This window comes from Bilophila sp. 4_1_30 (assembly GCF_000224655.1).
GTDB lineage: Bacteria > Desulfobacterota > Desulfovibrionia > Desulfovibrionales > Desulfovibrionaceae > Bilophila > Bilophila wadsworthia.
Map to the genome: position 1 here is coordinate 193,483 of NZ_JH114233.1, position 22,239 is coordinate 215,721.

The window sequence follows — 22,239 nt, forward strand, 5'->3', positions numbered from 1 at the left end:
AGGTCGCGCCGTGTTCGTCGGTAACGGTCACTTCAAAGGTTTCGACCTTGGTTTCCCCGGCATTGAGCTGCTGGACCTTGTCGCTGGCGTTGTTGAGCGCATAGGTCCACTGCCCGGTGGCGGGATCAAGGGTCAGCGTGCCGTAGTCCGTGGTGAACGTGGCGTCCGTGCTGCCTGTGGCGGAGTGGGAACCGTCGGAAGGGCTGGTGCCGTCGGCGGCGGGCGTGTTGCTGCCGCCTTCGATGTGGAACGTCTGGTTCTGCCCGCTGTCGCTGTCCGGGTCCTGCACGGCGAATGTACCGCCCACGGAGGCTGTGTCTTCGTGGATGCCCTGCGCGGCGTTGGCGATGGAGAGTTCGGGCCGGTCGTTGGTACCGGTGATGGTGACGGTGATTTCCTGCGTGGCGAGGCCGCCGCGTCCGTCGCTCACATAGACGATGAAGGTTTCGGTACGGGTTTCGCCAAGAGCGAGGCCGTTGGTATCGGGATTAGCGTTGTCGATGGTATAGGTGTAGGTCCCGTCGGGGGCCATTGCCATCACGCCATAGGGGGTGACGATGCTGGTCACCTGCGCCCCGTTCGCGCCGATGAAGCCGAAGGAAAGCGTATCGCCGTTGGCGTCGGTGCCGGTGGCCCTGCCGGACATGGAGGGGATGCCCTCGTAGAGTTCATTGCCGCCGGGGAACACGCCGGATTCGATGACGCCGAGCGAGCCGCTGACGCTGAGGGTCGGCGCGTAGTTGGGGGTATCGTCGCCGCGCAGGCCGCCCCACGGGTCGCGCTCGGGGAAGAAGGCGCGGTTGCTGCTCAGGTCGAGCCCGTCAAGGCGGTTTACACCGTTGATGAGGGCGTCGTCGGCATATTCGCGGAAGCGTCCGCCGTCCGCGCTGGCGGCGTTTGCCGCCGGACCGGCTGCGGGCATGAGGTCTGGTTCGTTCAGGGCCGTGAAGAATTGCTCGCCCGCGATCGGAGTGCCTTCGATCACGAAGTCGGGCATGGAGTCCTTGGTATAGGCCGTATAGAAATCACGCAGGACAACGGTGCTGCCGTCGTCGAAACGGAAAATAAGGTCATTGCCGGAACGTTCCAGCGTTGCCTGATCAGTAGGGAAGTTGAGGTCGATTCGGCTGTCCCGGGCCGCTTCGAAGACGGCCTGAGTGCCTGCTTCCGGCTTATTGAGAATGATGTCCGCCATATCAGGACTCCTTAACGGTAGGAGGGAAAACAAAAGAGGCCTCTGCACGTAATGTGCAGGGCCTTATCTACGATGGGGCAGTCCTGATGATGTCGGGCTGGGAGAGGTGCGCGAAGGCGCGTTTCTCAAGAATGATGGGCATCCCCAACGGGGCGGGATGCCGAAAGTTTTTCTTATCTATAAACAGTCGTGCATCGGGTGTCAATGAGACTTGTTTCTATTTGGCGTCCCGGCGGGTGGGTATCATCGGGACCGCCGCCTTTGAATCCATGTATCTTTTCCGGATGGAATCCATGCAGGTTTTTAGGGCTTTTTTATTTCGGAAGAGAGTGTCTCGCCCGAAGCCGCTGCTTTCTGCTGTGTTCCGGGCTCGCCGGGGATGTCCTTTTGCCGGAGGTGTGAGGCTCCGGCAAAAGGTTTGGGCTGATGCTGGATGGCGGGTATACATCCGTCCGGGTTGGTGCCGGAAACGGACGAATGCCTATCGGAGGTATGGAGGCTCGGCGAACGGTATTTCCAAGGTGGGGCTGCCAAGGGTGAGGCCGTTCCGCCGCACGGGTGACAGGCTTTCAAGGGAGACCTCTACCTTATAATAGAAGGTACGGTTCCGAACAGGCTGCCGGGGACACGGTAGCGATGATGCCGATGGAGTCGAAGTAGCGCCAGCCGGCCTTTTCCATCATGCCGGCATCGCGCTGTGCATAGGGGTTGTCGCACTGGAGCCAGTCCTCCCATGCGGCTTTGTGGCTGCGGAGGGAGAAGGCGTCCCGTACGGCGGCGCGGGCGGACTGCTTCCAGAGTTCGGCCCACCATCCGGCGGAGTGGAAATTGATATCTTCCTGCCAATAAGGACGGAGCTCGTCGGGGATGTCCCCCGTGAATTCCTGCCGGAGGCCCGGGATGGCGGCGGCGATAAAGCCGCCCGGCTTGACGAGAGGAACGATGTGAGCGTCGAGGTACTCCGGAGCACAGCCGAAAGAGTGGTAGGCATCGATACAGATCACGGCGTCGAAGTAACCTTCGGCAAAGGGCAGGGCATGTCCTTCGGCCCGGAGGGGGATGATGGCGTCTTCAAGCCCGAAGTCCCGGAACCGGGCAAAGTTGTCCGAAGGGTTTATCCACAGGTCCGCGGCAAAGACCCGCACGCCGAATGTCCGTGCGAGGTATATCGAGCTCAGCCCCATGCCGCACCCCAGGTCGAGCACGCGCATATTGGGAGAAAGGGGGATGTTTGCGGTCAGTTCTTCGGCGAACCTGACGCAATTGGGGCCCATCATGGTGGCGAGAAGGAAGTCGCGGTCGAACAACGGGTTGGATGCTGTTGAGGTTGGATGCATGTGGAAACTCCTGTGCAAAAAGGTATCCCTGCCTTATATCGGAAACGGGCGCTTTTGTGGTTCTCCTTCTTGCTTCTCAAACGAAAAAGCGCCGCAAGCGTGGGCCTGTGGCGCTGTCCGTCATGCCTGCCGCATGGAGGCAAGGATTTTATAGATGGTCTTGGCGGAGAGGTAATATTCTTCCGCCAGTTTGTGCACGGGAGCGCCGCCGAGATGTTTCTCGTACAGCTCCCTGTTCCGGGCGAGCCGCTCCCTGCGGGAGTCCGTAGCCTCGCCCCAAGCCCGTTTCCGTTCCGCCTTGCGCGGAATATAGAGATACACCCCGTCCGCATATTGCTGGATCGCGTCCAGCAGTTCGCGGGGAAGTATCCGGTCGGCGTTGGTATAGCTCACTACCTTGCCCACTCCTTGCATGAATTTTCATGTGAGGATGAGCAAAGGCCGCCTGCTTCAATCTTCAGCTCGTCGCGCAGCAGCCTTTGCTACGGGCGAGCAGTATCCTCTGCTTTCGTAAATCCGTTTGTCATACAACGTATCCTGAAAAGAGCGCACGGCATGCGCGGTAGGTTTGCCGCCGTCGGTTGCGGCGGATGTTGGAACAAGGAATGCACCTCATGGTTTCCGTATGTCAGGGCACGGCTCCCGCTGCGGACGGACCTGATCCGCAGCGCCTCCGCCTTTTCTGACGGAGCGGGGACCGGGGGCAGGGTGAGGATGCCTCCGTTTCCGTCATAATGACCGTGGTTCTCTTGGAACGGAAACACCGGAGGACCGGCAAGGCGAGACAAACAGCGCTGTGCCGGACTGGGGAGGGATGGGCTGACCGGCGGTCATTTTGAAGGTGCCTTTTGGTTTTGTACCGGGCTACCCGCCACCCGTCAACACGGCTTGGCTGTGGTGGTTGAGGAAGTCGCTTCGGTTAGGCGGAAAACCCGATCCTCCGTGCGGGGTGCCGGGAGGCTTTTGGAGTGGGCGTTACCGCCTCCAGACGCTTTCGGCAGGGTTTCCCCGGGTGGAGGTTTTTCTATAATTAGGAATTGTTACTTTTTAAAGGAGGCCCGTATACGCTGAAGAAAGGGGCGGCGAGGCAGGATTTTTTGATATTTCTAGAAAAAAATAATTCAATACTTAAAAAAAGTTATGCGTAACTAGCTGCAAATTGGCGGTTGACAGAATGGCCTTGATATGACTCGCCGGAGTATAAAAAAAGCTGAAAAATTTTTCATCCCGACGGAAGCCTTGTTTCCCGGGGCTTTTGAGGAGAGAGCTTTCGCTTGGGCATGTAAAGGGGTGTTGATCCTCTTCCGGTTTGCGTTTACACCTTCTTCACGCAGAGAGACATCCCCCCGGACAAGCGAGGGTTCGCTGCCGTATGCCCCCGATATCGGGGTGAGCATATCAACCCTCGGATATTCAGAAAGTTTTGATAGTGGGCCTCCCCGGTTTAACGAAAGAGCGACGGGCCTCGTTGCTCTAAGGCGTCCTTTTTTGCGTCCCGATGGCGGGCAATCGGACGGTGGGTGGTTCGAAAAAGAACTTGTCGGAAAAGAGTGTTAGACACTAGCCCCGAGTCGCCGGATAGGCTATGCTGGATGTATGAATCTGTTTCCTTTCAGTAACAAGTACATATTGTTGCGAACTGCAAACAGCCTTTTTTTCTTGATTAAAGCGAGTGAGATGACGAATGGTTAGTTCTATCAGGAAACGTGACGCACGCATTGTTCCTTTTGACGTGAACAAGATCGCTCAGGCAATCTTCCGCGCCGCCAGCAGTCAGGGGGGGAAGGATTATGTCCTTTCGCTCAAGATAGCCGCCGAAGTGCTGGAGCGCCTCAATGAGCAGTTCGAGGACGCCGTCCCCGATGTGGAACAGGTGCAGGATCTGGTAGAAAAAACCCTTATCAAGAGCGGCCATGCCCGCACCGCCAAGGCGTACATCCTGTACCGCCACCAGCGGACCAAGATCCGGGAAATGAACACCCGGCTCATGACCACCATCCGCGACCTCACCTTCAAGGACGCCAAGGACAACGATCTCAAGCGCGAGAACGCCAACATCGACGGCGATACCGCTATGGGCATGATGCTGCGCTACGGCAGCGAAAGTTCCAAGCAGTTCTACGAGATGTACATCCTCAACCCGAAGCACAGCCTCGCGCACAAGAACGGCGACATCCATATCCACGACCTTGATTTCCTGAGCCTGACCACCACCTGCTGCCAGATCGACATCAAGACGCTGTTCAAGGGCGGCTTCGGCACGGGCCACGGCTTCCTGCGCGAACCCAACGATATCCGCAGCTACAGCGCCCTTGCCTGCATTGCCATTCAAGCCAATCAGAACGACCAGCACGGCGGGCAGAGCATCCCGAATTTCGAATACGGCCTCGCTCCCGGCGTCGCCAAGACCTTCATCAAGGAACTGTGCCTGATCCTTGATCTCTACAATATGGAGAGCAAGGATGATGTAAAGGCCGAGCTGCGCGCCTACATTGAGGAAAACGAATCCATCCTCGATGAAAAGGGCCTCGCCTTCGTCCGGGAGATCCTCACTAAGTACGCCCCCGCCCTGAACATCGACTTCGCCGTCAAAAAGGCCCTTGAGTACACCGAGAAGGCCACGTATCAGGCGATGGAAGCGCTGGTGCACAACCTCAACACCATGCATTCCCGCGCTGGCGCGCAGATCCCCTTCAGCTCCATCAACTACGGGACCGACACCTCCCCGAAGGCCGCATGGTCATCCGCAACGTGCTGCTGGCCACCGAAGCGGGCCTCGGCAACGGCGAGACGCCCATCTTCCCCATCCATATCTTCAAGGTGAAGGAAGGCGTCAACTTCCGGGAAGGCGAGCCCAACTATGATTTGTTCAAGCTTGCCTGCCGCGTGTCCGCCAAGCGCCTGTTCCCGAACTTTTCCTTCATCGACGCGCCGTTCAACTTGGCCTACTACAAGCCCGGCCATCCCGAGACGGAAATCGCCTACATGGGCTGCCGCACGCGCGTTATGGCCAACATGAACGATCCGAGCCGTGAAATCGTCAACGGGCGCGGTAACCTGAGCTTTACGTCCATCAACCTGCCCCGCCTCGGCATCCTTGCGGATCACAACGTCGATGCCTTCTTCGCCGAGCTGGACAAGATGGTGGATCTGGTCTTCGAGCAGCTTCTTGAGCGCCTCGAAATCCAGTCGTGCAAGAAGTGCAAGAATTATCCCTTCCTGATGGGGCAGGGCATCTGGATCGATTCGGAACGGCTCGGCCCGGACGACGAAGTGCGCGAAGTGCTCAAGCACGGCACGCTGACCGTGGGGTTCATCGGCCTTGCGGAGTGCCTCAAGGCGCTGATCGGCAAGCATCACGGCGAGTCCGAGGAAGCGCAGGAGCTTGGCCTCAAGATTGTAGGCTTCATCCGCGAGAAGGCGGACAAGAAGGCCGCCGAGACGAAGCTCAACTTCTCGGTGATCGCAACCCCCGCCGAAGGGCTTTCCGGCAAGTTCGTACGTCTCGACCGCAAGCGTTTCGGCTCCATCGAAGGTATTACGGATAAGGACTACTACACCAATTCGTTCCACATCCCGGTCTATTACAGCATCAGCGCCTACAACAAGATCCGTCTTGAAGCGCCGTATCATGCGATGACCAACGGCGGGCACATCACCTATGTGGAAGTGGACGGCGATCCGGTGAACAACCTTGAGGCGTTCGAGGATCTCATCCGGGCCATGAAGGACATGGGCGTCGGCTACGGGTCCATCAACCATCCCGTGGACCGTGATCCCCTGTGCGGCTACACGGGCATCATCGGCGACGTGTGTCCCCGCTGCGGGCGTCACGACGGCGAAGGCGTCGATATCGAAGTATTGCGCAAGATCAAGGGCTACATCCGCGACGTGCGTTCCGAAGAGGAACGCCTCGAAGCCGAGGACAAGATGCCCAATATGGTGATTTAGATGAATATTGGGGAGGGGAAGGGGAACCCTTCTGAAAGAAGGGCTTCCCCTCCCCAAACCCCTCCCTTTCCCTTCCTAAGACTTTTGACTGGTGGGGAGGCCGCGCGGAGGGGGTTCGTTCCGGCTGTTGGAGCGGGTGAGTTTTTCCATCCCCGTTCGCTAAGAGGAACGCCTTGGATCAATTCGTATAGCTCGGGGACAGCCCAGCTGGAGCGGTTGAACTGGGAATGCATTGAAGAGGCGCGTCAATGTCGCGCTGATGAGCAAGCAAAGTGCGGATGCCCGCATTTTCCGATATACCCATTATTGTTAAACCAAGTATTGGAGAATGGTTCGATGAACACTGAAAGCAAGAAAGTTTTGGTTGGCGAAGGCGTGAAGTTTGAACGTATCCGTCGCATTACCGGATACCTCGTCGGTACCGTGGATCGTTTCAACAACGCCAAACGCGCCGAAGTCGAAGATCGCGTGAAGCATTGCAAGATCGGCTGCTGCGGTAACTAGGGTTCTTTCGTTTTGAAGCTGAAAAAGCTGTGAACAGGGATCCAATAAGCGCAGAAGCCTTTGGGAAGGGAGGGAAAAGCGTGGGGGTGCTCCCCCCCTTTCTTTAGAAAAGCTTTTCCCTCCCTTCCGCAATGCTCCCTCGTCTTGGCGAAGTCAGAGGTTTTGGTATGAGCGACGAAATACGCATATCCGGCATTGTCGAGGAGTCCATCGTAGATGGGCCGGGCTTGCGCTACGTCCTGTTTACGCAGGGCTGCCCGCACCATTGCAAGGGCTGCCATAACCCGACGACTCATCCTTTCGACGGCGGGCGCATGGTTTCACCCGACTGGGTGTTTGCGGACGTACGGAAAAACCCCATCGTGCGCGGGGTAACGTTCAGCGGCGGGGAACCGTTCGTACAGAGCGGAAAGCTTGCGCCGCTGGCAGAGCGCCTGCGCGCTGCGGGGTACAATCTGACGAGCTATACCGGGTATTTGTATGAGGAGCTGCTTGCGGACAGCCGGCATATGCCGTTGCTGCGCCAGCTGGATATCCTTGTGGACGGCCCCTTCATACTGGAGGAGAAGTCCTTGATCATCCGGTTCCGAGGGTCGCGCAACCAACGTATCATCGACGTGCCCCGCTCATTGGCGGAAGGCCGCGTGGTGCTCCACCCTGCTATGGATTGAGCAAAGCCCTCCTGAGATTTCGGGAGGGCTTTTTTTATGTTTGGAAAGCCCTTCGGGGTTCGCACGGGGATTCTTGCTGGCGTAATTGGTGTCTGTACGGATATACCGTTTATGCGGTAATCCGGGTGCGGAGAAGGGCTGCTCCATTGGTATGGGTGACGCGGTAGAAAATAAAGAGGATGGAACAGGCACATCTTATGGTCGGAGAAAGAAGGCAAGGCTTGCTGTGCGTGCCTGTTGAGTGGACATTGGCGGGGAGGGAACCTCCGGTGTTCCCCGTTGGTGGAACTGTTGAGTCGCATTGACAGGAAATAAAGTATGTTCGAAGTGATGTTGATCGGCCTGCTTGTACTCGTGTTGATTTTGATCCCGTTGTGCATCGGTTTCGTGGCCATAGTCAGATGGATCATGCGCCGGACGCGCCGGGTTTCCGGACAGACCCCGGTTACTGCGGCGGAGCCGTTGCCTCCTCCGGGGGCTGTGGAGAAAGGGGTGGTCCGGACAGAATCCCTGACCGCCGAAGATACGTTTGCGCTCGAAACGTCTGGAGAGCAGGGGGCTCCTTCAGAAAAGGCCCGAGAACCTCAGTTGCCCGTGGAGGATGTTGTGGAGACGCCGAACAATACGGACAAGGCCGTGTTGCAGGATCAATTGAAGGATTCGATGATGTTTCGTTACGCCGTCGTAGCGGGCATCGCACTGTTGCTCCTGATTCCGCTCTTGATGGTGGAAAGCCTCGTAGGGGAACGCTCGTCGCTGTACCGTGAAGTGGTGGAGGACATCAGCCGGACATGGGGCGGGCTGCAGCAGCTTTCCGGCCCGTATCTGCTGGTCCCGTATACGGAGCGTGTGGAGCGGGAACGCGTCGTGCCCGTCGAGGGGGGCGAGGACAGGCTGGTACGCGAAACAAGGCTGGAGGCGAGCTATTTCGTCATCCTGCCGTCGCGTCTGTCTTTTGACGCCACGCTTGATCCAGAATCCCGCCGTAGGGGGATATACCGGGCGTTGGTGTATACGTCCGAGATCGGTATTTCCGGGCAGTTCACATTGCCGTCCAGGGAAGCGCTGACCCGCATCGTCCCCGCGCTGGTTGATGTGGATTATGCCCGGTCTTTCGTGGTCACGGGCCTGAGCCACCCGAGTGCGCTCCGCGAGGCGAGCCCGTTCGTCTGGGCCGGTGTCCCGTACAGCGCCGAGCCGGGTACGCAGCCGTTCGAGAACCTTCCGTCCGGCTTCCGTGTTCCCATTGCCCTGAACGCGGGGCAAGGGACATTTGACTTTTCGCAGCGGCTGGCCTTGAGCGGCAGCGGCGGCATCCGGTTTGCGACGGCGGGCGAAACCACGGAGATCAAGGTGCGTTCGCCGTGGCCGCATCCGAGTTTTCAAGGGCAGGTGCTTCCGGCCTCTTATGAAACTTCGGACACGGGCTTCTCCGCGGTGTGGAGCGTGCCGTCATTGGCGCGCTCGTATCCGAATCTTGGCACGCTGCACACGTGGCCGAGGCATTTCACGGAGTTTGCCGTCGGCGTGGATCTGTACCAAGCCGGTACGCACTATAAGCTGGTGGAACGCTCGGTGAAGTACGGCGTGCTGTTCATCGGCCTGACTTTCCTTGCGTTCATTGTATTTGAAATGGGTCTTGGGGCGCGGCTGCATCCGGTACAGTACGGCATCGTGGGGCTGTCGATGGTGGTGTTCTATCTGGTCCTGCTGTCGTTGTCCGAGCATCTGGCCTTTCTGACATCCTACCTTTCGGCATCGGGATGCATTGTACTGATGGTGTCGTGCTATGTCGGTTTCGCCCTGCGTAATTATAAGGAAGGTATGGGGATAGGCGTATTGCTCGTGGCCCTGTACTCGTTGCTGTACACGATCCTGCAGATGGAGGATTATGCCCTGCTCATGGGCACGGCCCTGCTGCTCGTCATGCTTGCCGCCCTCATGGTGGTTTCCCGCAACCTTGCGAGGGGGAACAAGTGATATGGTATGAATGAGCTAAGGGCGGTATGCAGATCGTTTGAAACAATGATGCATTGAAAGAAGATGCCCGGCCTCAACACTCTGTGGTGACTATCCCTGGACCTCGCTCTATGTCCGGAACATCCCTCTCGACTCATGTCGGGAGGGATGTTTTTGGGTTTTGGCTCCTTTTTTGTGGGGAGGGCTCCGATTTCATCTTGTGCCACGGCCTAACCCCATGAGAGAGCACATTCCCATCGGTTTACCGTTTTCCAATATTGCTTTTCCGTCATGCTTCAATGATATCCCATAGCCGTAAAGCCTTTTCTATCGCTTTTTGAGGTGTGAGATCTTTATCTGCACTGACAAAACGGCAAGCTGCGATAAAGACAGTCTCTTTCTTTTGGTTTTCCTCAATGCCGCAAAGCCGGATCTTTTCAGCGAGTTGGAGCGCATCTCCTGCCGCGTCGTTGAGTGAGAGCTCCGGGTAGTGGCAGGCGATTTCGCAAGCGCCGATCACGAGGCTTTTTTGTGGGATACCCATAGTTCCTCCTATAAAGAGCATGGAGAGTTGTTTATCCTATTGTCATACCGTTTTCTTGTCATGGTATCTTTCTTTTGAAGAGAAGATATCCTGACATATATTTAAAAATCTATAATCATGGAAACATCGTTTGCGATAGCTAGTATAGAGTTGATAACCAACACATATAAAAAGATATTAACGATACAAGCTCTAATACGATGTGCAAAAGAGAATACTCCCAATGTATAAAAAAGAATGGACCTGATTGATCCTCGTGAAAGAGGGCATCCACTTCATTCACCTGTTGGGAGGAAAACAGCATGACGGATTTGGGGATGATGACGGGCAAGGCCGCACTTCGCCTCGCCAAGGAAGAAAGCGGCCTGACCAGAGATGAGATAGCGGAGCGCCTTGGCGTGTCACATTCAGTCACCAAGCGTTACTTCAATATAAACGATACGTACATGCCGAGCTTGGAAATGATCCCGCGATTGTGCTTGGCTTTGGGTAACGACATTTTGATGCGTTGGCTGGAGGCTCGTCTCCAAGGCAGAGAAAACTTTTCGCGGGAGGAAATAGAGGAGGAGATGGTGCGCGCGGCGAATGCATTTGAAGAGTTGTGTACCCTCGTGAACGAAGATCCACCTCCTTCCGTGCGGGACATGCAGCACGCCGTCAACAGGCTGATTTTGGAATTGGGGTGCATTCAAGAGATATTGTCCGGGCATTCCTTGCACAGGAACAGAGGGGCCTTGCCACTATGCCCTTGGTGGAAGTTCTGGAAAAAATAACAAAGAAAAAGGGACGCCCGTAGCGTCCCTTTTTCTCCGTCCCCCATTGATTAGCTCTGTTAAGGTGGGCATCCCTTTACCTTATGAACAAGCTTATCGTGCGGGCCAGTTTGATCTCCTCCACGACGGGCGTAGTACGCTTATCCACGGTGAGGGATGTCAGCGCTTTCCTCCGAAATAACGGACACACAGGATGGTCATGTCGTCCGAGGCAGTGTTGCCGTTGACATGGACGGACACATCGTCAAGCATATGCCTGAGCACACTGGCCGGTTCCCGTGATGGTGAGGAGGCGAGGGCACGGAACATCGCTTCGTTGGAATAGACGTCGCCTTCCGCGTTCATGGCCTCGTTCACCCCGTCGGTGTAGAGGAAGAGGGTTTCGCCAGGCCGGACCACGGTGCGAAGCAAGGTATAGTTCATGCCTTCCATCGCGCCGACCACAGGCCCGCTGATGCCTTTGAGCCATGCCACGCCGTCGTCGCCGAGCCGAAGCGGGGGATTGTGCCCGCCGTTGGCGTAGAGCAGTTCTCCGGTATCAAGATCGAGCACGCCGATAAACAGTGTGACGAACATGCACTTGGCGTTGTCGCGGGCGAGGTTTTCGTTGACCTCGGCCATGAGGTGCTCCGGCGAGGGGTGGGAACCCGCCCGAGATCGGATAAGGGTCAAGGTCATGCTCATGAACAATGAGGCGGGCACGCCCTTGTCGGACACGTCCCCGATAATGAAGCACAGGTGCCTGTCGTCGAGCATGAAGAAGTCGTACAAGTCGCCGCCCACTTCCCGGGCCGGGACGAGGCTCGCCGCCAGTGAGAACCGCCCGGCGGCCACGTCCGGGGGCAGGGGCTTGGGCAGGAACCCCATTTGGATTTCGGTGGCGGCGCTGAGCTCACCTTCGAGGCGTTCGCGGCTGGACGTGGCCTCCATAAGCTCACGGACCCGTGACCGGAGGGTTTTATCCATGAACATCAGTGAATTGGCGAGGCTGGCGATTTCTCCGCCGTGTTTGCCGTCGGCGAGGGCGGCGAGCAGAGGCGTTGGACGCGCGTCCTCCATGAAATCCTGTTCAGGGAGCTTGCGGGCGTAATCTCCGAGTTTCGCCAGCGGTGAGGTCAGCCGCGTGACCATAAGAAGCGCCACGGGCAGGATGAACAGCGTAGCGGCGAGGATGGCCGCGATGAGCAGAAACGAAAGCTGTTTGCCGGGCGCGCTGGCTTCGTCGGTGTAAACGACGCCTGTGACATACCAATCGAACGGCTTGACATGGCGCACGAAAAGCAGGGCGTCACGGGACGGCGCGCGCTTGATCAAGGACCTGATCGATGTTTCAACGGGATTTTCCGGTGTTTTCGAAGCATTGCGGATATCGGCGATAAGAGTGTTGCCTGTTTTGGGATTGATGCCGGAGAGGGTGGTGTTCATGCCTTCCGGCCCGATTACCGGGATACCTTTGGAGTCCGTGACGAACAGAAAACCTGAAGGCCCTATCCGTTGTTTTCCGAATTCGTTTTGGAGTTCCCGGATGCTGTCTTCCTTGAGCCGCTGCTGGTGCTCGTCGAGCTTGTCGATGTTGGCCCACAGGCCCACGAGCAGCCCTCCCTCTCCGGGAAGGTACAGGTGCGTTCCGTACAGCCGCTGCTTTTTGTCTCCGGCGTCCCACTGGACGAAACAGGTTGCGGGGAGGCCTTTTTCCGCGAGGGCTCGCATGGTGGGGCCCACGGGCCGGTCTTTGATGTCGCGGAGGAGGTAGGGGTTGTCGTCTTTCTTCAGATCGCCGCGCACGAGTTTGATCTCGCCGCTTGGGTCGATCGCCATGAGGCTGATCCCCTCGGGCAAGGGGAAATTTTGCATGATCTTAAAGCGCTCAGATGGATCATGCACCAGCGTGGTGATGAGTTTCGCCAGCCAGCTGAGGTTATGCTGGAGCGCGACGGCCTGATCCGCTTTGCTGCGGAACAGGATCTGGTAGCGATCCATCACGTTGAATGTCGCAAGGGCAACGGTATTCACACTGCTCCGGCGCTGCTCCTCCAGCATGGTTCTTTTCACGCTATACATGGAGAACAGGCCCACTCCGACAGCGAGCAGGATCAGCGACCCGGCGACGAGCAGTACCAATTTGTTCTTTGTGGACAGGATCATCGTTCGTCTCAGGGCTGGTTGCCACGGGCGCGCGCCCGCCTCGCCGGGTCGCCCCGATCCGGCGTTCTTTGTCTAACATCCTTTTCTTCGGGAAGGAATACGCGTTGCGCACCTGGAAAGGAAACCCCATTCATTTTCCGTTCCACGCCGATGCATGGAAAAGACCGCATCCAAAAACACGGGCTCCGGAACACATTGGAATCTATTGTCCCTGCACACAAGTGTCAAACAGTGATGATTCCCTGTCCGGCGTTTTGGAATCCCGTGTCCGTTTTTTCCGTCTTGCTCTTCTTCCTCTTCCCTTTCACTGCCGGATGGTTGGGGAAAACGGAGCCAAGGAAATCGGGCGCTTCCCGTCTTTCAGGAACATTTCGGCCTTATCGGTAGAACTGTTGCGCAGCAGGGGAATCTGTGGCACCACCGGAACCCGTTCTGAAAGAGACGCAGGAACACCGGGAGTCCGATGTCCGGCCCTCCCGGGAGACGGCCCCGGAAGGACCTGTCCCGGCGCATTAATGAAACGCCGCCATCGCAGCAGGAAGGAATGGCGTGGACGCATGGCTCGACTGGATCGGTTTTCTGTGTATTGCCCTTGTCGCAGGATGGTTCTTTTTCCGCAAACAGATGGCGGAAAACGAACTTGCGGAGAGGGAAGAGGACGCACGGAAGAACGCTCCGCTTTTCTCCTCGGGCGAGGGGCTTTGCGGGCAGGAAGGGGATGACGGTGATGGCGATGGAGACGGGGATGGGGACGACTGAGCCCCGGCAGGCTTCGGCGGATCGCTGCGCGGCCCGACCAAGAAGTTTTTTTGAGCCAACAGAGTAGGGCCCCCAGGCAAGCGTCCTGCATCCCTCAACACAACGAAGGCCCTCCCGGACTGTATCCGAGAGGGCCTTCGCGGTATTTTGCACGTCAGAAATCGCTATTCGCGCTCAAGCCCTTTCACGTCGATGCGGTATTTGCGGATCTTCGACCAGAGGGTACTCGGATTGAGGCCGAGGAGTTCGGCAGCGCCGTCCTGTCCGGAGATTTTGCCGTTGGTGCGGTTGAGCGCCTTGATGATATAATTGACGGTGACCTCGTTAAATGTCTGGAATGGTTCCGCATTGTCCTTGTTCCGCTTGCTGTTCGGCTCCTGCTTGCTCTTCGGGGACGGGAGGTCAAAAGCGCGGTCGGAAGAATTTTCGGAAAGGATGTTCAGGAAATTATCGATAAAGACAGGCTGGATGCAGGAACAGATCTCGAGATGTTCTTGCGTATAATTGTCCACACCCATCGATATCACAACCATAGTAACGCTCGTTTCCCTCAGCATGTTAAACTTCAAGGGAATGTACACGGCCGATGTGTCCGTCTTGTAGACAGAGCGGTGCACGTCGGCGTACGCACAGGTTTCGTGCCCGGTAAAGATTTTTAGATTGCAGGCGCCTTCGCTGAAAAAGTGTTTTTCGGTCCTCAACCGGGTCATGCTTTCCGGAGAAATGGCGAAGTGGTCGTTGATATTGATGGCGGGTGTTTTGTTGCATTCGGCCAGCTTTGTAATGGAACCTTCCACGGATCGGAAAATGAACAAGGAGGAAACGGGCATCATCATAGAGAGGAATACCGCCGCCCTCTTCACGAAGAAGTCCAACGACGCATCGGACAAAACAGAATTAATGAACTTTTTGAAGATTTCTTCAGGCGAGTACCTCATGGCTCAACCTCTTCCCCTATGCGCTATGTATTTCCTCCATTATAAGATAACCAGCTTGAATGAACGTAGAAATACGTTTTTTACCAGTCTGGTCGCGTTCCGGAAGGGAACGATGGAGGAGAAAGATTATTCTTTTCGTTTTATAATAGACGGAAAAGAAAAACCATCTTTTTTCGTTTTTGTTTTATAAAGCGATATAGGAGGACTATTCTCTTTATAGAGACATATACAACGTCATAGCGTCGGATAGTTACTCGTTTGTCTTTGCAAAGTGATTTTCTGTAGAGAAAAATCGTTATTTTAACGTTTATTCTTTTTCCGAAATCATATTTTTCTATCTTGCGATAATAATAAGATTATTCCATCTGCATTGCCAAAAACAAGTAAGGAAGGGGCAAAGGGCGAAGCGTTCGCAAAGGCAAAAAACGATGTGCGAGGCAGTGTTTTTTTCGTTCATATTTTGAGAGCTCCAACCTCTTGGAGCATGTGTTTCTAGAGGGTTATTTCAACGGCACAGTGGAACTCCATAGAGGCGTTTGGCAAATCAGCAACGGCCGCTTTCCCGCGTTCATGTTTGTGTGCCCGGGGAGATGTTTTCAGCCGAGAGTGTGAAACCACGCGATCTCGATCGTGCCCCGCAAAGATGGAAAAAAACATTAATCCGCCATAAATCGAGTAAAAAATCGCAATAAATGTCATGTAAAGTCTCAATACGTGTATTGAGACGCGAATGCCCGATACCATTTTTTCATAGTGGTAAAAGAAGTATCCGATTTTGAGGGATACAGAGCAAAAGCCGGTTGATCCGAAGATCAACCGGCTTTGTTTTCAGCGCCGGAAGCGCGGGGTTTCAAGGGATTGCCGGAAGGCGCGGAACGCGTCCCTCAGCGGCTGTTCACTTCATGGAAGGGGTTACGGCAGCATCCACTGCCAAACGGTGGCCTGGAGGTAGGTCAACACGCAGATGAACAGGGTCATGGCGATGCTGTGCCCGAGGGCGAAGCGGAAGAGGTTGCCTTCCTGCCCGATCATGCCGGTGGCGGCGGTGGCCACGCTGATGGACTGGGGCGAAATCATCTTGCCGGTGACGCCGCCGGAGGAGTTCACGGCTACGGCGAGTTCGGGGGGCATACCCACGGCCTGCGCGGTGGAGCGCTGCATACCGCAGAAGAGGGCGTTCGACGAGGTGTCGGAGCCGGTCAGGAACACGCCGAGCCAACCCAGGATCGGGGCGAAGAACGGGAACAGGCTGCCGGTCTTGGTGAAGCCGATGCCGAGGGTCGTGCTCATACCGGAGTAGTTCATGAGGAAGGCCAAACCGAGGATGGTGGCGATGGTCAGGACGGGGAAACGGAGCTGGTAAATCGTGGAGAAGAAGCAGGCCACGGCCTTGCCGAAGCTGTACTTGGGCATGAAGGGCACGGCGAAGAAGCCGGACAGCAGGATGGCGGTTCCGCCTGCGGAGAGCCAGCCGAATTTGAAGAATGCGGCATAGGGGGTTTCGGCGGGCACGACGGGCACGGTGCGGCTGACCATGCCGTCAAGCATGGGCCACGCGAAGCCCTTGGTGGCGATGCTGCCGCTGATGCCGTCGAGGAACGCCTTGAACTGCGGCAGGCCCCAGAAGAACACCATGACTGCCAGGATGATGAACGGTATCCATGCGCGGATGACTTCACCGAAGGAGTAGCCCTTGCCGGTCAGCACGGTGGGCTTTTCGCCCTCGAAGCGCCAGATGGTGGCGGGCTTCCAGAAGCGGAGCAGGATCACGAGGCCGACGAGGGTGATGATGGCGGACATGATGTCCGGCAGAGTCGGGCCGTGATAGTTCGAGAACACGAACTGCGAAATGGCGAAGCAGAGGCCGGCCACGAGGATGGCGGGCAGGACTTCCATGCTGCGCTTGAAGCCGCACATGGTCACGCACAGCCACAGCGGCACGATCACGGACAGGAAGGGAAGCTGGCGGCCTACGATGGCGCTGATGAGGTTGGGATCAAAACCGGACACCTGCCCGGCCACGATGACCGGGACGCCGATGGCGCCGAAGGCGACCGGGGCGGTGTTGGCTATGAGGCACAGCCCGGCGGCGTACAGCGGGTTGAACCCGATGCCCGCGAGCATGGCTGCGGTGATGGCTACGGGGGTGCCGAAACCGGCGGTACCTTCAAGGAAGGCGCCGAAGGCGAAGGCGATGAACAGTGCCTGAAGCCTGCGGTCATCGGTGAGCCGGGCCAGCGAATCCTTGATGATCTCGAATTCGCCCGACTCCACGGTCATATTGTACACCCATACCGCCGTAATGACGATCCAGACGATGGGGAACAAGCCGTTCGCCATACCGTAGGCGACGGAGCTCACCGCAGTGCCGAAAGGCATCCCCCACAGAGCCACGGCCAGCACAAACGCCACGGCCAAGCCCACAATGGCGGCCACGTGGCCTTTTGCGCGACGTATCGCCAGCATGTAGAAAAGTACCATCAAAGGAATAGCCGCAGAAAGTGCAGAGAGTACCACGCTCCCCGCCGGATCATAGACCTGTGTCCACGCCATACAAACAATCCCCCGCTGCACTAAACGTTCAAGAAATGCATCCGTGATATCAAAAGTCGTCACATCCCAGATGCCAGTACGGAATAAAACCTATAGAAAACTTTCATTGAGAAAAAATAAGGGTTGTGTCAATGCATTTTTATTCATTGAATAAACAATCTGCGGCGTGATGAAATGTATTTTTTGTTTTTCTTGATGCAGTGTCTGTTTTCAACGCATCATGACAAAATGGAATAATCCTTTTCACTCCTTAATGTCGACATTGTAAATTGTGCAGAAGAGGACATATACGCAAGGGATGGTCGATCATGCAGATTGTCCAAGCGTTGCACGGGCGCAGGCTCTCGTGAGCCCGTGCTTTTCCGGTATCGGAAGGAATGGGAGGGTGTAATTTTGCCGGGCATGGTGGAATCCCTTTCTTGATGATTCCCGTTTTTTCCACTTCCAGCAGGTTTCTTTGCCTTGGGGATGGGGAGAAGATCAAATGCCGCTGAAGCGGCCTGACGGACGGTGGAGTGTTATAAAAATAAACGTAATTAATGAGTTGCCATTACTCGTATCCGCTGGCGGCAGTGCGCCAGAGCTCATGGGCACGTTCGCGGAGACGGAGGGGCACCTTCTTTTTTACAGTACTGGATGCCTCATAAACCCGAACGTGCCAGCCCGTATCATGAACGGAAGGAATGGGTATTGTATGGAAAGGGAATGGGGCGGCATTATTGCGGATAACAGGATATGCCGGACATGCAGGCATTCCTCTCCGCCTCAAGTGCACGGGAGATGGTGGCCTTGCTTGCCGGGATGAGGGCAAGAATATTTTTTGGAGGGCTCCCGACCCATAGAGTGTTCCCTCATGCAAAGGAATGAAAGGTTCCTTGTGTTTTTCCTCATTGGTTTCCCCAAAATGGTTTTCCACCCGTGCGGAAGAAGAACCCCTTAACCTTGTTGGCAACGGAGTAGAGGACGCTCGCATTGCAGAGCGTTTCCTTTGCGAAGCGTATATCCCATCCGGCGGAGAAGGTTCTTCGCGGCGGTCATGACGTGTTGCCTGTTCCGGGCGCAGCTTTCTTAAAGGAAGAGGCTGTCGGCTTATCCGTGTTGCTTTCCGGAAGAGACGGGCTTTGAGGCTCCCGGTTACGCCGGGACGGAGGGGCGGTTTTTGAGCTGAAAAAGGTGGCGTCTTTTGGAAAGGCGTCTATGCCGAACCTTCCGGTGTCCCGTCCGGATCGGCCTCTGCGCCGGAGGCCGTCATGAGAGCCTTTCGCTTGCCAGCGCTTCCTCGCCGCCGGGGAGGAGCTTGAGCCATGCCTGCGCGGCGGAGGACAGGACGGCCCCGCGTCTCCAGACGAAGGCGGCGCGCCAACGGAGTTCCTCTTCGTCGAGAAGGGCGATGTGGATGTTGGGGAGTTCCCGCCGTTCGAGTTCGAGGCGGGGGAGGAGGGCGACGCCGATGCCCGTCGCCACGAGGGTCATGATGAAATCAAGCTGGCCGCTGCGCAGGCACTCATTGAGCTTTAGCCCGCGCTGGCGGCAGACGGCCTCGATGCGGTCGTTGAGCAGGAAACCCTGCTCGAAGCCGATGAAGGCGTTGTCTGCCAGTTCATCCATTTTGAGGCGTTTGCGATCCGCGAGGGGATGATCCGGGGGCATGATGACCATGAGCGGTTCGTCCCGAATCTGGAGCCACGAAAAATTCGGCGGGACGGGGAGGAGGGTGACGGCAAGATCGAGATCCCCCGAAAGCACCATCGGTTCCAGCGAGGCGCAGCCCTGTTCCTGAAGCGAGATGTTGATGCCGGGGTAAAGCTGTCGGTATTTGGAAAGCAGATCCGCGAACAGGATGCCGCTGGCGACCGGGGGAAAACCGATGCGGAGCACGCCTTTTTCGAGCTTGTGCAGGGCGGCGACGTCGGCTTCGAGCGCCTCGAATTCTTGAAGGATGTTGAGGGCCCGGCGATAAACGATTTCTCCCTCGACGGTCAGCCTGACGCCGTTGTTGGCCCGCTCGAAGATGCGGACGCCAAGGCGATCCTCCACGGCCTGAACGGCTTTGCTCACCGTGGGCTGCACGGCGTGTACAGTCTGGGCTGCACGGGAAAAACCTCCCTGCCGGGCCACTTCCACCAGTATTTGTAACGTGCGGATATTCAGCATCTATTCTTTCCGTGCATAGTGTTGATGAGCGTTTTTCATTTCACAGGGAAAACCTTTTGGCCTATACCACACCCATGAGCTTCCGGCATTTCCAATTTCCTGTTTTTCTACGGGATTTGGCTGCACGCCGTTCCTGTGGCCCGGCGTCCGGCAATGGTTTCCTGCGTCTGCGGACGCATGTGGAACCTTTTCATGCCTGACAGTTCGACATGGTTTTCGTGTCCGGCACCGAGACAAATCCGGCGAAGCCTTCATAAGGTTGTAGCCGGGTCTGAGTACATCGGGCTCCCTGCTTTTCAGGGATTCCTTTACCTTGGGCGGCTTGCCGCCCTTTTTCTTTTGGGCCGGACGGGAAGGCGGACAGTGCCGCCTCGCCTATGAGACGTGAATGCTAGCTATTCCCTTCCTTCATGGCATTCTTTCCAGCGTTGCGTGAGCAGGGCGGAGGTTTCCGCTTGTGCTTGCGGGTCGCGCATTCCGTGCATGGCGAAGACGCCCCACGGGAGCGATGCGCAGTCGGCAGACGCCGCGTTTGCGATTTTCCGCATCAGCCCGTCCCGAAGCCCGTCGTCCCGGATAAGCACGGCTGCTGTGCATGAAGCGTCAAACCGTTTGTTTTCAGCAGTGGTTAGGACGATCTCCCCGAGCCGCCCGTCCTTATCCGCCTGCGTGGAAAACCCGCTTGCGGCGGAGGCGATGCGGGCTTTCCATGATTGCCCTTCGGGGTCGGACTCCAGATCGATCCTGATACCCTTGGCTTCGTTGAGCAGCGCTTGGGGGACGGCGGGCGGTTCGGGAGCGTGTGCCCGGAAAAGCGCCGCCACAGCGACGATGGAGAGGATAACCCCGCAAAACAATAATGGTATTTTCCAGCCTGTGGCCCGGTTGTCGGTCACGTCGTCTTCCTCGCATGGATAATCCGGGGCGCGAGCCTGAAAACTAACCCACGCCTTTTCATAGTTTTTTGCCCCCTTTCACCCTTGCGGGCAAGCGGATGCGAAAACGGTTTACTCCATGAAAAGGGTGGTAATCAAGCAGGATAAAATAATTATTCCATTTTGGAATAATTCCGATAGAAAATATTCATTTCTCGATCCCCCTCCGTTCGGCGTAGAGAACAACACGTCAACAGGAGCCATACGCCCCGCAACAGCTAGGCATTGCAGGAAAATGCCGTCGGTCAGGCATGTGGGGCGCACTCCGCAAGCCTTATCAGGGGGAAACGTATGCCTTGGGTTCAACAGTACGCGCCGGTGGGCGGCGTGGTCGCTTCGGCGTGCCTCGCGGCGATTCCGCTCATCATCCTCTTCTACATGCTGGCCGTCAGGAAGGCCAAGGGCCATGTCGCGGCTGCGGCGGGCCTCATCGGTGCGTTGATCGTCGCGGTGGCCGTGTGGAATATGCCGGTTTCGTTGGCGATCAGTTCCACGCTCAACGGCGCTGCCTTCGGGCTGTTCCCCATCGTCTGGATCGTGATCACGGCGGTGTGGGTGTACAACATGACCGTGGAGTCGGGTGAATTCGAGATCATCAAGGATTCGCTGGCCCGGCTCACCGATGACCGCAGGCTTCAGGCGCTGTTCATCGCCTATGCCTTCAGCTGCTTCATCGAAGGAACGGCGGGCTTCGGCACGCCGGTCGCCATTGCCGCCGCCATGTTGGTGGGGCTCGGCTTCACCCCGCTGTGGGGCGCGGGCATCGCGCTCATCGCCAACACAGCCCCGGTCGCCTTCGGCGCCATCGGCGTGCCGCTCATCGTGGCGGCCTCCGTGTCCGGCCTTGATCAGATGACCGTGAGCGCCATCGCGGGCCGTCAGCTTCCCATCCTCGCCCTCATCGTGCCCCTCTGGGTGTGCGTGACCATGTGCGGCTTCAAGCGCAGCCTCGAAGTCCTGCCCGCCATCATCGTGGGCGGCGTGTGCTTCGCCGGGGCGCAGTTCCTGCTCGCCAACTATCACGGCCCGACCCTGCCCGACATCGGCTCGGCCATCGCCACCATTGTGGGCCTTGTGTTGCTGCTCAAGGTCTGGAAGCCTTCGCGCACGTTCCGGTTCGAGGGTGAGCCTGAATCCAACCTCAGCGGTTCCGGCTATCCGGCTTCGGTCGTGCTCCGGGCGTGGGGACCCTATATCGTGCTGGCGGTATTCGTGTTCTTCTGGGGCCTGCCGCAGTTCAAGAATATCCTGAACGCCGTTCCCGGCGCGAATCTCAGCTTCGGCTGGCCCGGCCTGCATGGGGAAGTCATGAAGACCGCGCCCATCGTGGCGCAGGACGCCGTTTACGGCGCGACGTTCGCGTTCAACTGGCTGTCCGCCGGCGGTACGGCTATCCTGCTTTCCGGCCTCGTCTCCGTGCCCATGATGCCGAACTACGGTTTCGGCAAGGCCATCGCCTGCTTCATGCGCACGCTGCGGCAGCTGACCTTCCCGATCGTGACCATCGCCATGATCCTTGGCCTCGCCTACCTGATGAACTATTCCGGCATGAGTTCCACGCTCGGCCTCGCCTTCACGCACACGGGGAGCCTGTTCCCGTTCTTCTCGCCGCTGCTCGGCTGGCTCGGCGTGTTCCTGACCGGGTCGGACACCTCCTCGTGCGCCCTGTTCGGCGGTATGCAGAAGGATACCGCCACGGCGGTGGGCATGTCCCCCGAGCTTGCCGTGGCCGCCAACGCTTCCGGCGGCGTCACCGCGAAGATGATCTCGCCGCAGTCCCTGTCCGTCGCCACCGCCGCGACCAACATGGTCGGTCAGGAA

The 22,239-nt window shown here is 57.3% G+C and carries 15 protein-coding genes and 1 pseudogene; 7 read left to right on the forward strand and 9 right to left on the reverse strand.

Annotated features, from left to right (window positions below):
* From HMPREF0178_RS12940 to HMPREF0178_RS12950, 3 genes are all read right to left on the reverse strand, one after another.
* Window positions 1-1,195 (reverse strand): VCBS domain-containing protein (locus HMPREF0178_RS12940; RefSeq protein ID WP_009368495.1); only part of this gene is annotated, 1,195 nt, incomplete at its 3' end.
* A 587-nt stretch (window positions 1,196-1,782) separates the two neighbouring features.
* A complete protein-coding gene (locus HMPREF0178_RS12945) occupies window positions 1,783-2,532 on the reverse strand; it encodes a cyclopropane-fatty-acyl-phospholipid synthase family protein (RefSeq protein ID WP_009368496.1) in 750 nt (249 codons plus the stop codon).
* A gap of 120 nt (window positions 2,533-2,652) precedes the next feature.
* Window positions 2,653-2,925 carry a CD3324 family protein gene (locus HMPREF0178_RS12950; protein WP_005024788.1) on the reverse strand — a complete coding sequence of 91 codons (273 nt, stop codon included), beginning with the start codon at window positions 2,923-2,925 and terminating at the stop codon, window positions 2,653-2,655.
* A 1,291-nt stretch (window positions 2,926-4,216) separates the two neighbouring features.
* Here HMPREF0178_RS12950 and HMPREF0178_RS12955 point away from each other — a divergent pair.
* From HMPREF0178_RS12955 to creD, 4 genes and pseudogenes are all read left to right on the forward strand, one after another.
* Window positions 4,217-6,483 (forward strand): annotated as a pseudogene (locus HMPREF0178_RS12955) (anaerobic ribonucleoside triphosphate reductase).
* A gap of 336 nt (window positions 6,484-6,819) precedes the next feature.
* Window positions 6,820-6,987, forward strand: a complete 168-nt coding sequence (nrdD, locus tag HMPREF0178_RS12960; protein WP_005024786.1) for an anaerobic ribonucleoside-triphosphate reductase — start codon at window positions 6,820-6,822, stop codon at window positions 6,985-6,987.
* A gap of 167 nt (window positions 6,988-7,154) precedes the next feature.
* The gene (gene nrdG / locus HMPREF0178_RS12965; RefSeq protein ID WP_005024785.1) at window positions 7,155-7,658 is read left to right on the forward strand and encodes an anaerobic ribonucleoside-triphosphate reductase activating protein; all 504 of its coding nucleotides are present in this window, start codon (window positions 7,155-7,157) and stop codon (window positions 7,656-7,658) included.
* Window positions 7,659-7,976: 318 nt separating this feature from the next.
* On the forward strand, window positions 7,977-9,638 hold the full coding sequence (gene creD / locus HMPREF0178_RS12970) for a cell envelope integrity protein CreD (protein WP_009368500.1): 1,662 nt from the start codon (window positions 7,977-7,979) through the stop codon (window positions 9,636-9,638).
* A 268-nt stretch (window positions 9,639-9,906) separates the two neighbouring features.
* Here the strand turns inward: creD and HMPREF0178_RS12975 are convergent, their stop codons facing one another.
* A complete protein-coding gene (locus tag HMPREF0178_RS12975) occupies window positions 9,907-10,161 on the reverse strand; it encodes a hypothetical protein (RefSeq protein WP_009368501.1) in 255 nt (84 codons plus the stop codon).
* A 302-nt stretch (window positions 10,162-10,463) separates the two neighbouring features.
* Between HMPREF0178_RS12975 and HMPREF0178_RS12980 the strand changes: the two genes are divergently transcribed.
* Window positions 10,464-10,934: a helix-turn-helix domain-containing protein gene (locus HMPREF0178_RS12980; protein WP_009368502.1), complete on the forward strand. Its 471-nt coding sequence runs from the start codon at window positions 10,464-10,466 to the stop codon at window positions 10,932-10,934.
* Between the two features lie 159 nt (window positions 10,935-11,093).
* Here HMPREF0178_RS12980 and HMPREF0178_RS12985 read toward each other — a convergent pair whose 3' ends face one another.
* A complete protein-coding gene (locus HMPREF0178_RS12985) occupies window positions 11,094-13,079 on the reverse strand; it encodes a SpoIIE family protein phosphatase (protein WP_009368503.1) in 1,986 nt (661 codons plus the stop codon).
* A gap of 549 nt (window positions 13,080-13,628) precedes the next feature.
* Here HMPREF0178_RS12985 and HMPREF0178_RS12990 point away from each other — a divergent pair.
* A complete protein-coding gene (locus HMPREF0178_RS12990) occupies window positions 13,629-13,838 on the forward strand; it encodes a hypothetical protein (RefSeq protein WP_009368504.1) in 210 nt (69 codons plus the stop codon).
* 164 nt (window positions 13,839-14,002) lie between these two features.
* Here HMPREF0178_RS12990 and HMPREF0178_RS12995 read toward each other — a convergent pair whose 3' ends face one another.
* The 4 genes from HMPREF0178_RS12995 to HMPREF0178_RS13010 all read right to left on the reverse strand — a co-directional run bounded on the left by HMPREF0178_RS12995 (window position 14,003) and on the right by HMPREF0178_RS13010 (window position 20,379).
* The gene (locus HMPREF0178_RS12995) at window positions 14,003-14,776 is read right to left on the reverse strand and encodes a helix-turn-helix domain-containing protein (protein WP_009368505.1); all 774 of its coding nucleotides are present in this window, start codon (window positions 14,774-14,776) and stop codon (window positions 14,003-14,005) included.
* 912 nt (window positions 14,777-15,688) lie between these two features.
* Window positions 15,689-17,329, reverse strand: a complete 1,641-nt coding sequence (locus HMPREF0178_RS13000; RefSeq protein WP_009368506.1) for an L-lactate permease — start codon at window positions 17,327-17,329, stop codon at window positions 15,689-15,691.
* A gap of 1,248 nt (window positions 17,330-18,577) precedes the next feature.
* Window positions 18,578-19,483, reverse strand: a complete 906-nt coding sequence (locus HMPREF0178_RS13005) for a LysR substrate-binding domain-containing protein (protein ID WP_009368507.1) — start codon at window positions 19,481-19,483, stop codon at window positions 18,578-18,580.
* A 395-nt stretch (window positions 19,484-19,878) separates the two neighbouring features.
* Window positions 19,879-20,379, reverse strand: coding sequence for a hypothetical protein (locus HMPREF0178_RS13010; protein WP_009368508.1), 501 nt, complete (start codon window positions 20,377-20,379; stop codon window positions 19,879-19,881).
* A 330-nt stretch (window positions 20,380-20,709) separates the two neighbouring features.
* On the opposite strand from HMPREF0178_RS13010, the gene HMPREF0178_RS13015 reads away from it, so the two are divergent.
* Window positions 20,710-22,239, forward strand: a 1,530-nt coding sequence (locus tag HMPREF0178_RS13015; protein ID WP_009368509.1) for an L-lactate permease, incomplete at its 3' end; no start/stop codon positions are given.

Excerpts from the sequence above, each read along its gene's own strand:
- HMPREF0178_RS13000 (WP_009368506.1), bottom strand. The coding sequence starts at position 17,329 with ATGGCGTGGACACAGGTCTATGATCCGGCGGGGAGCGTGGTACTCTCT.
- HMPREF0178_RS12985 (WP_009368503.1), bottom strand. The coding sequence starts at position 13,079 with ATGATCCTGTCCACAAAGAACAAATTGGTACTGCTCGTCGCCGGGTCG.
- creD (WP_009368500.1), top strand. The coding sequence starts at position 7,977 with ATGTTCGAAGTGATGTTGATCGGCCTGCTTGTACTCGTGTTGATTTTG.
- HMPREF0178_RS12945 (WP_009368496.1), bottom strand. The coding sequence starts at position 2,532 with ATGCATCCAACCTCAACAGCATCCAACCCGTTGTTCGACCGCGACTTC.
- HMPREF0178_RS12995 (WP_009368505.1), bottom strand. The coding sequence starts at position 14,776 with ATGAGGTACTCGCCTGAAGAAATCTTCAAAAAGTTCATTAATTCTGTT.
- HMPREF0178_RS12980 (WP_009368502.1), top strand. The coding sequence starts at position 10,464 with ATGACGGATTTGGGGATGATGACGGGCAAGGCCGCACTTCGCCTCGCC.
- HMPREF0178_RS12975 (WP_009368501.1), bottom strand. The coding sequence starts at position 10,161 with ATGGGTATCCCACAAAAAAGCCTCGTGATCGGCGCTTGCGAAATCGCC.
- HMPREF0178_RS13005 (WP_009368507.1), bottom strand. The coding sequence starts at position 19,483 with ATGCTGAATATCCGCACGTTACAAATACTGGTGGAAGTGGCCCGGCAG.
- nrdG (WP_005024785.1), top strand. The coding sequence starts at position 7,155 with ATGAGCGACGAAATACGCATATCCGGCATTGTCGAGGAGTCCATCGTA.
- nrdD (WP_005024786.1), top strand. The coding sequence starts at position 6,820 with ATGAACACTGAAAGCAAGAAAGTTTTGGTTGGCGAAGGCGTGAAGTTT.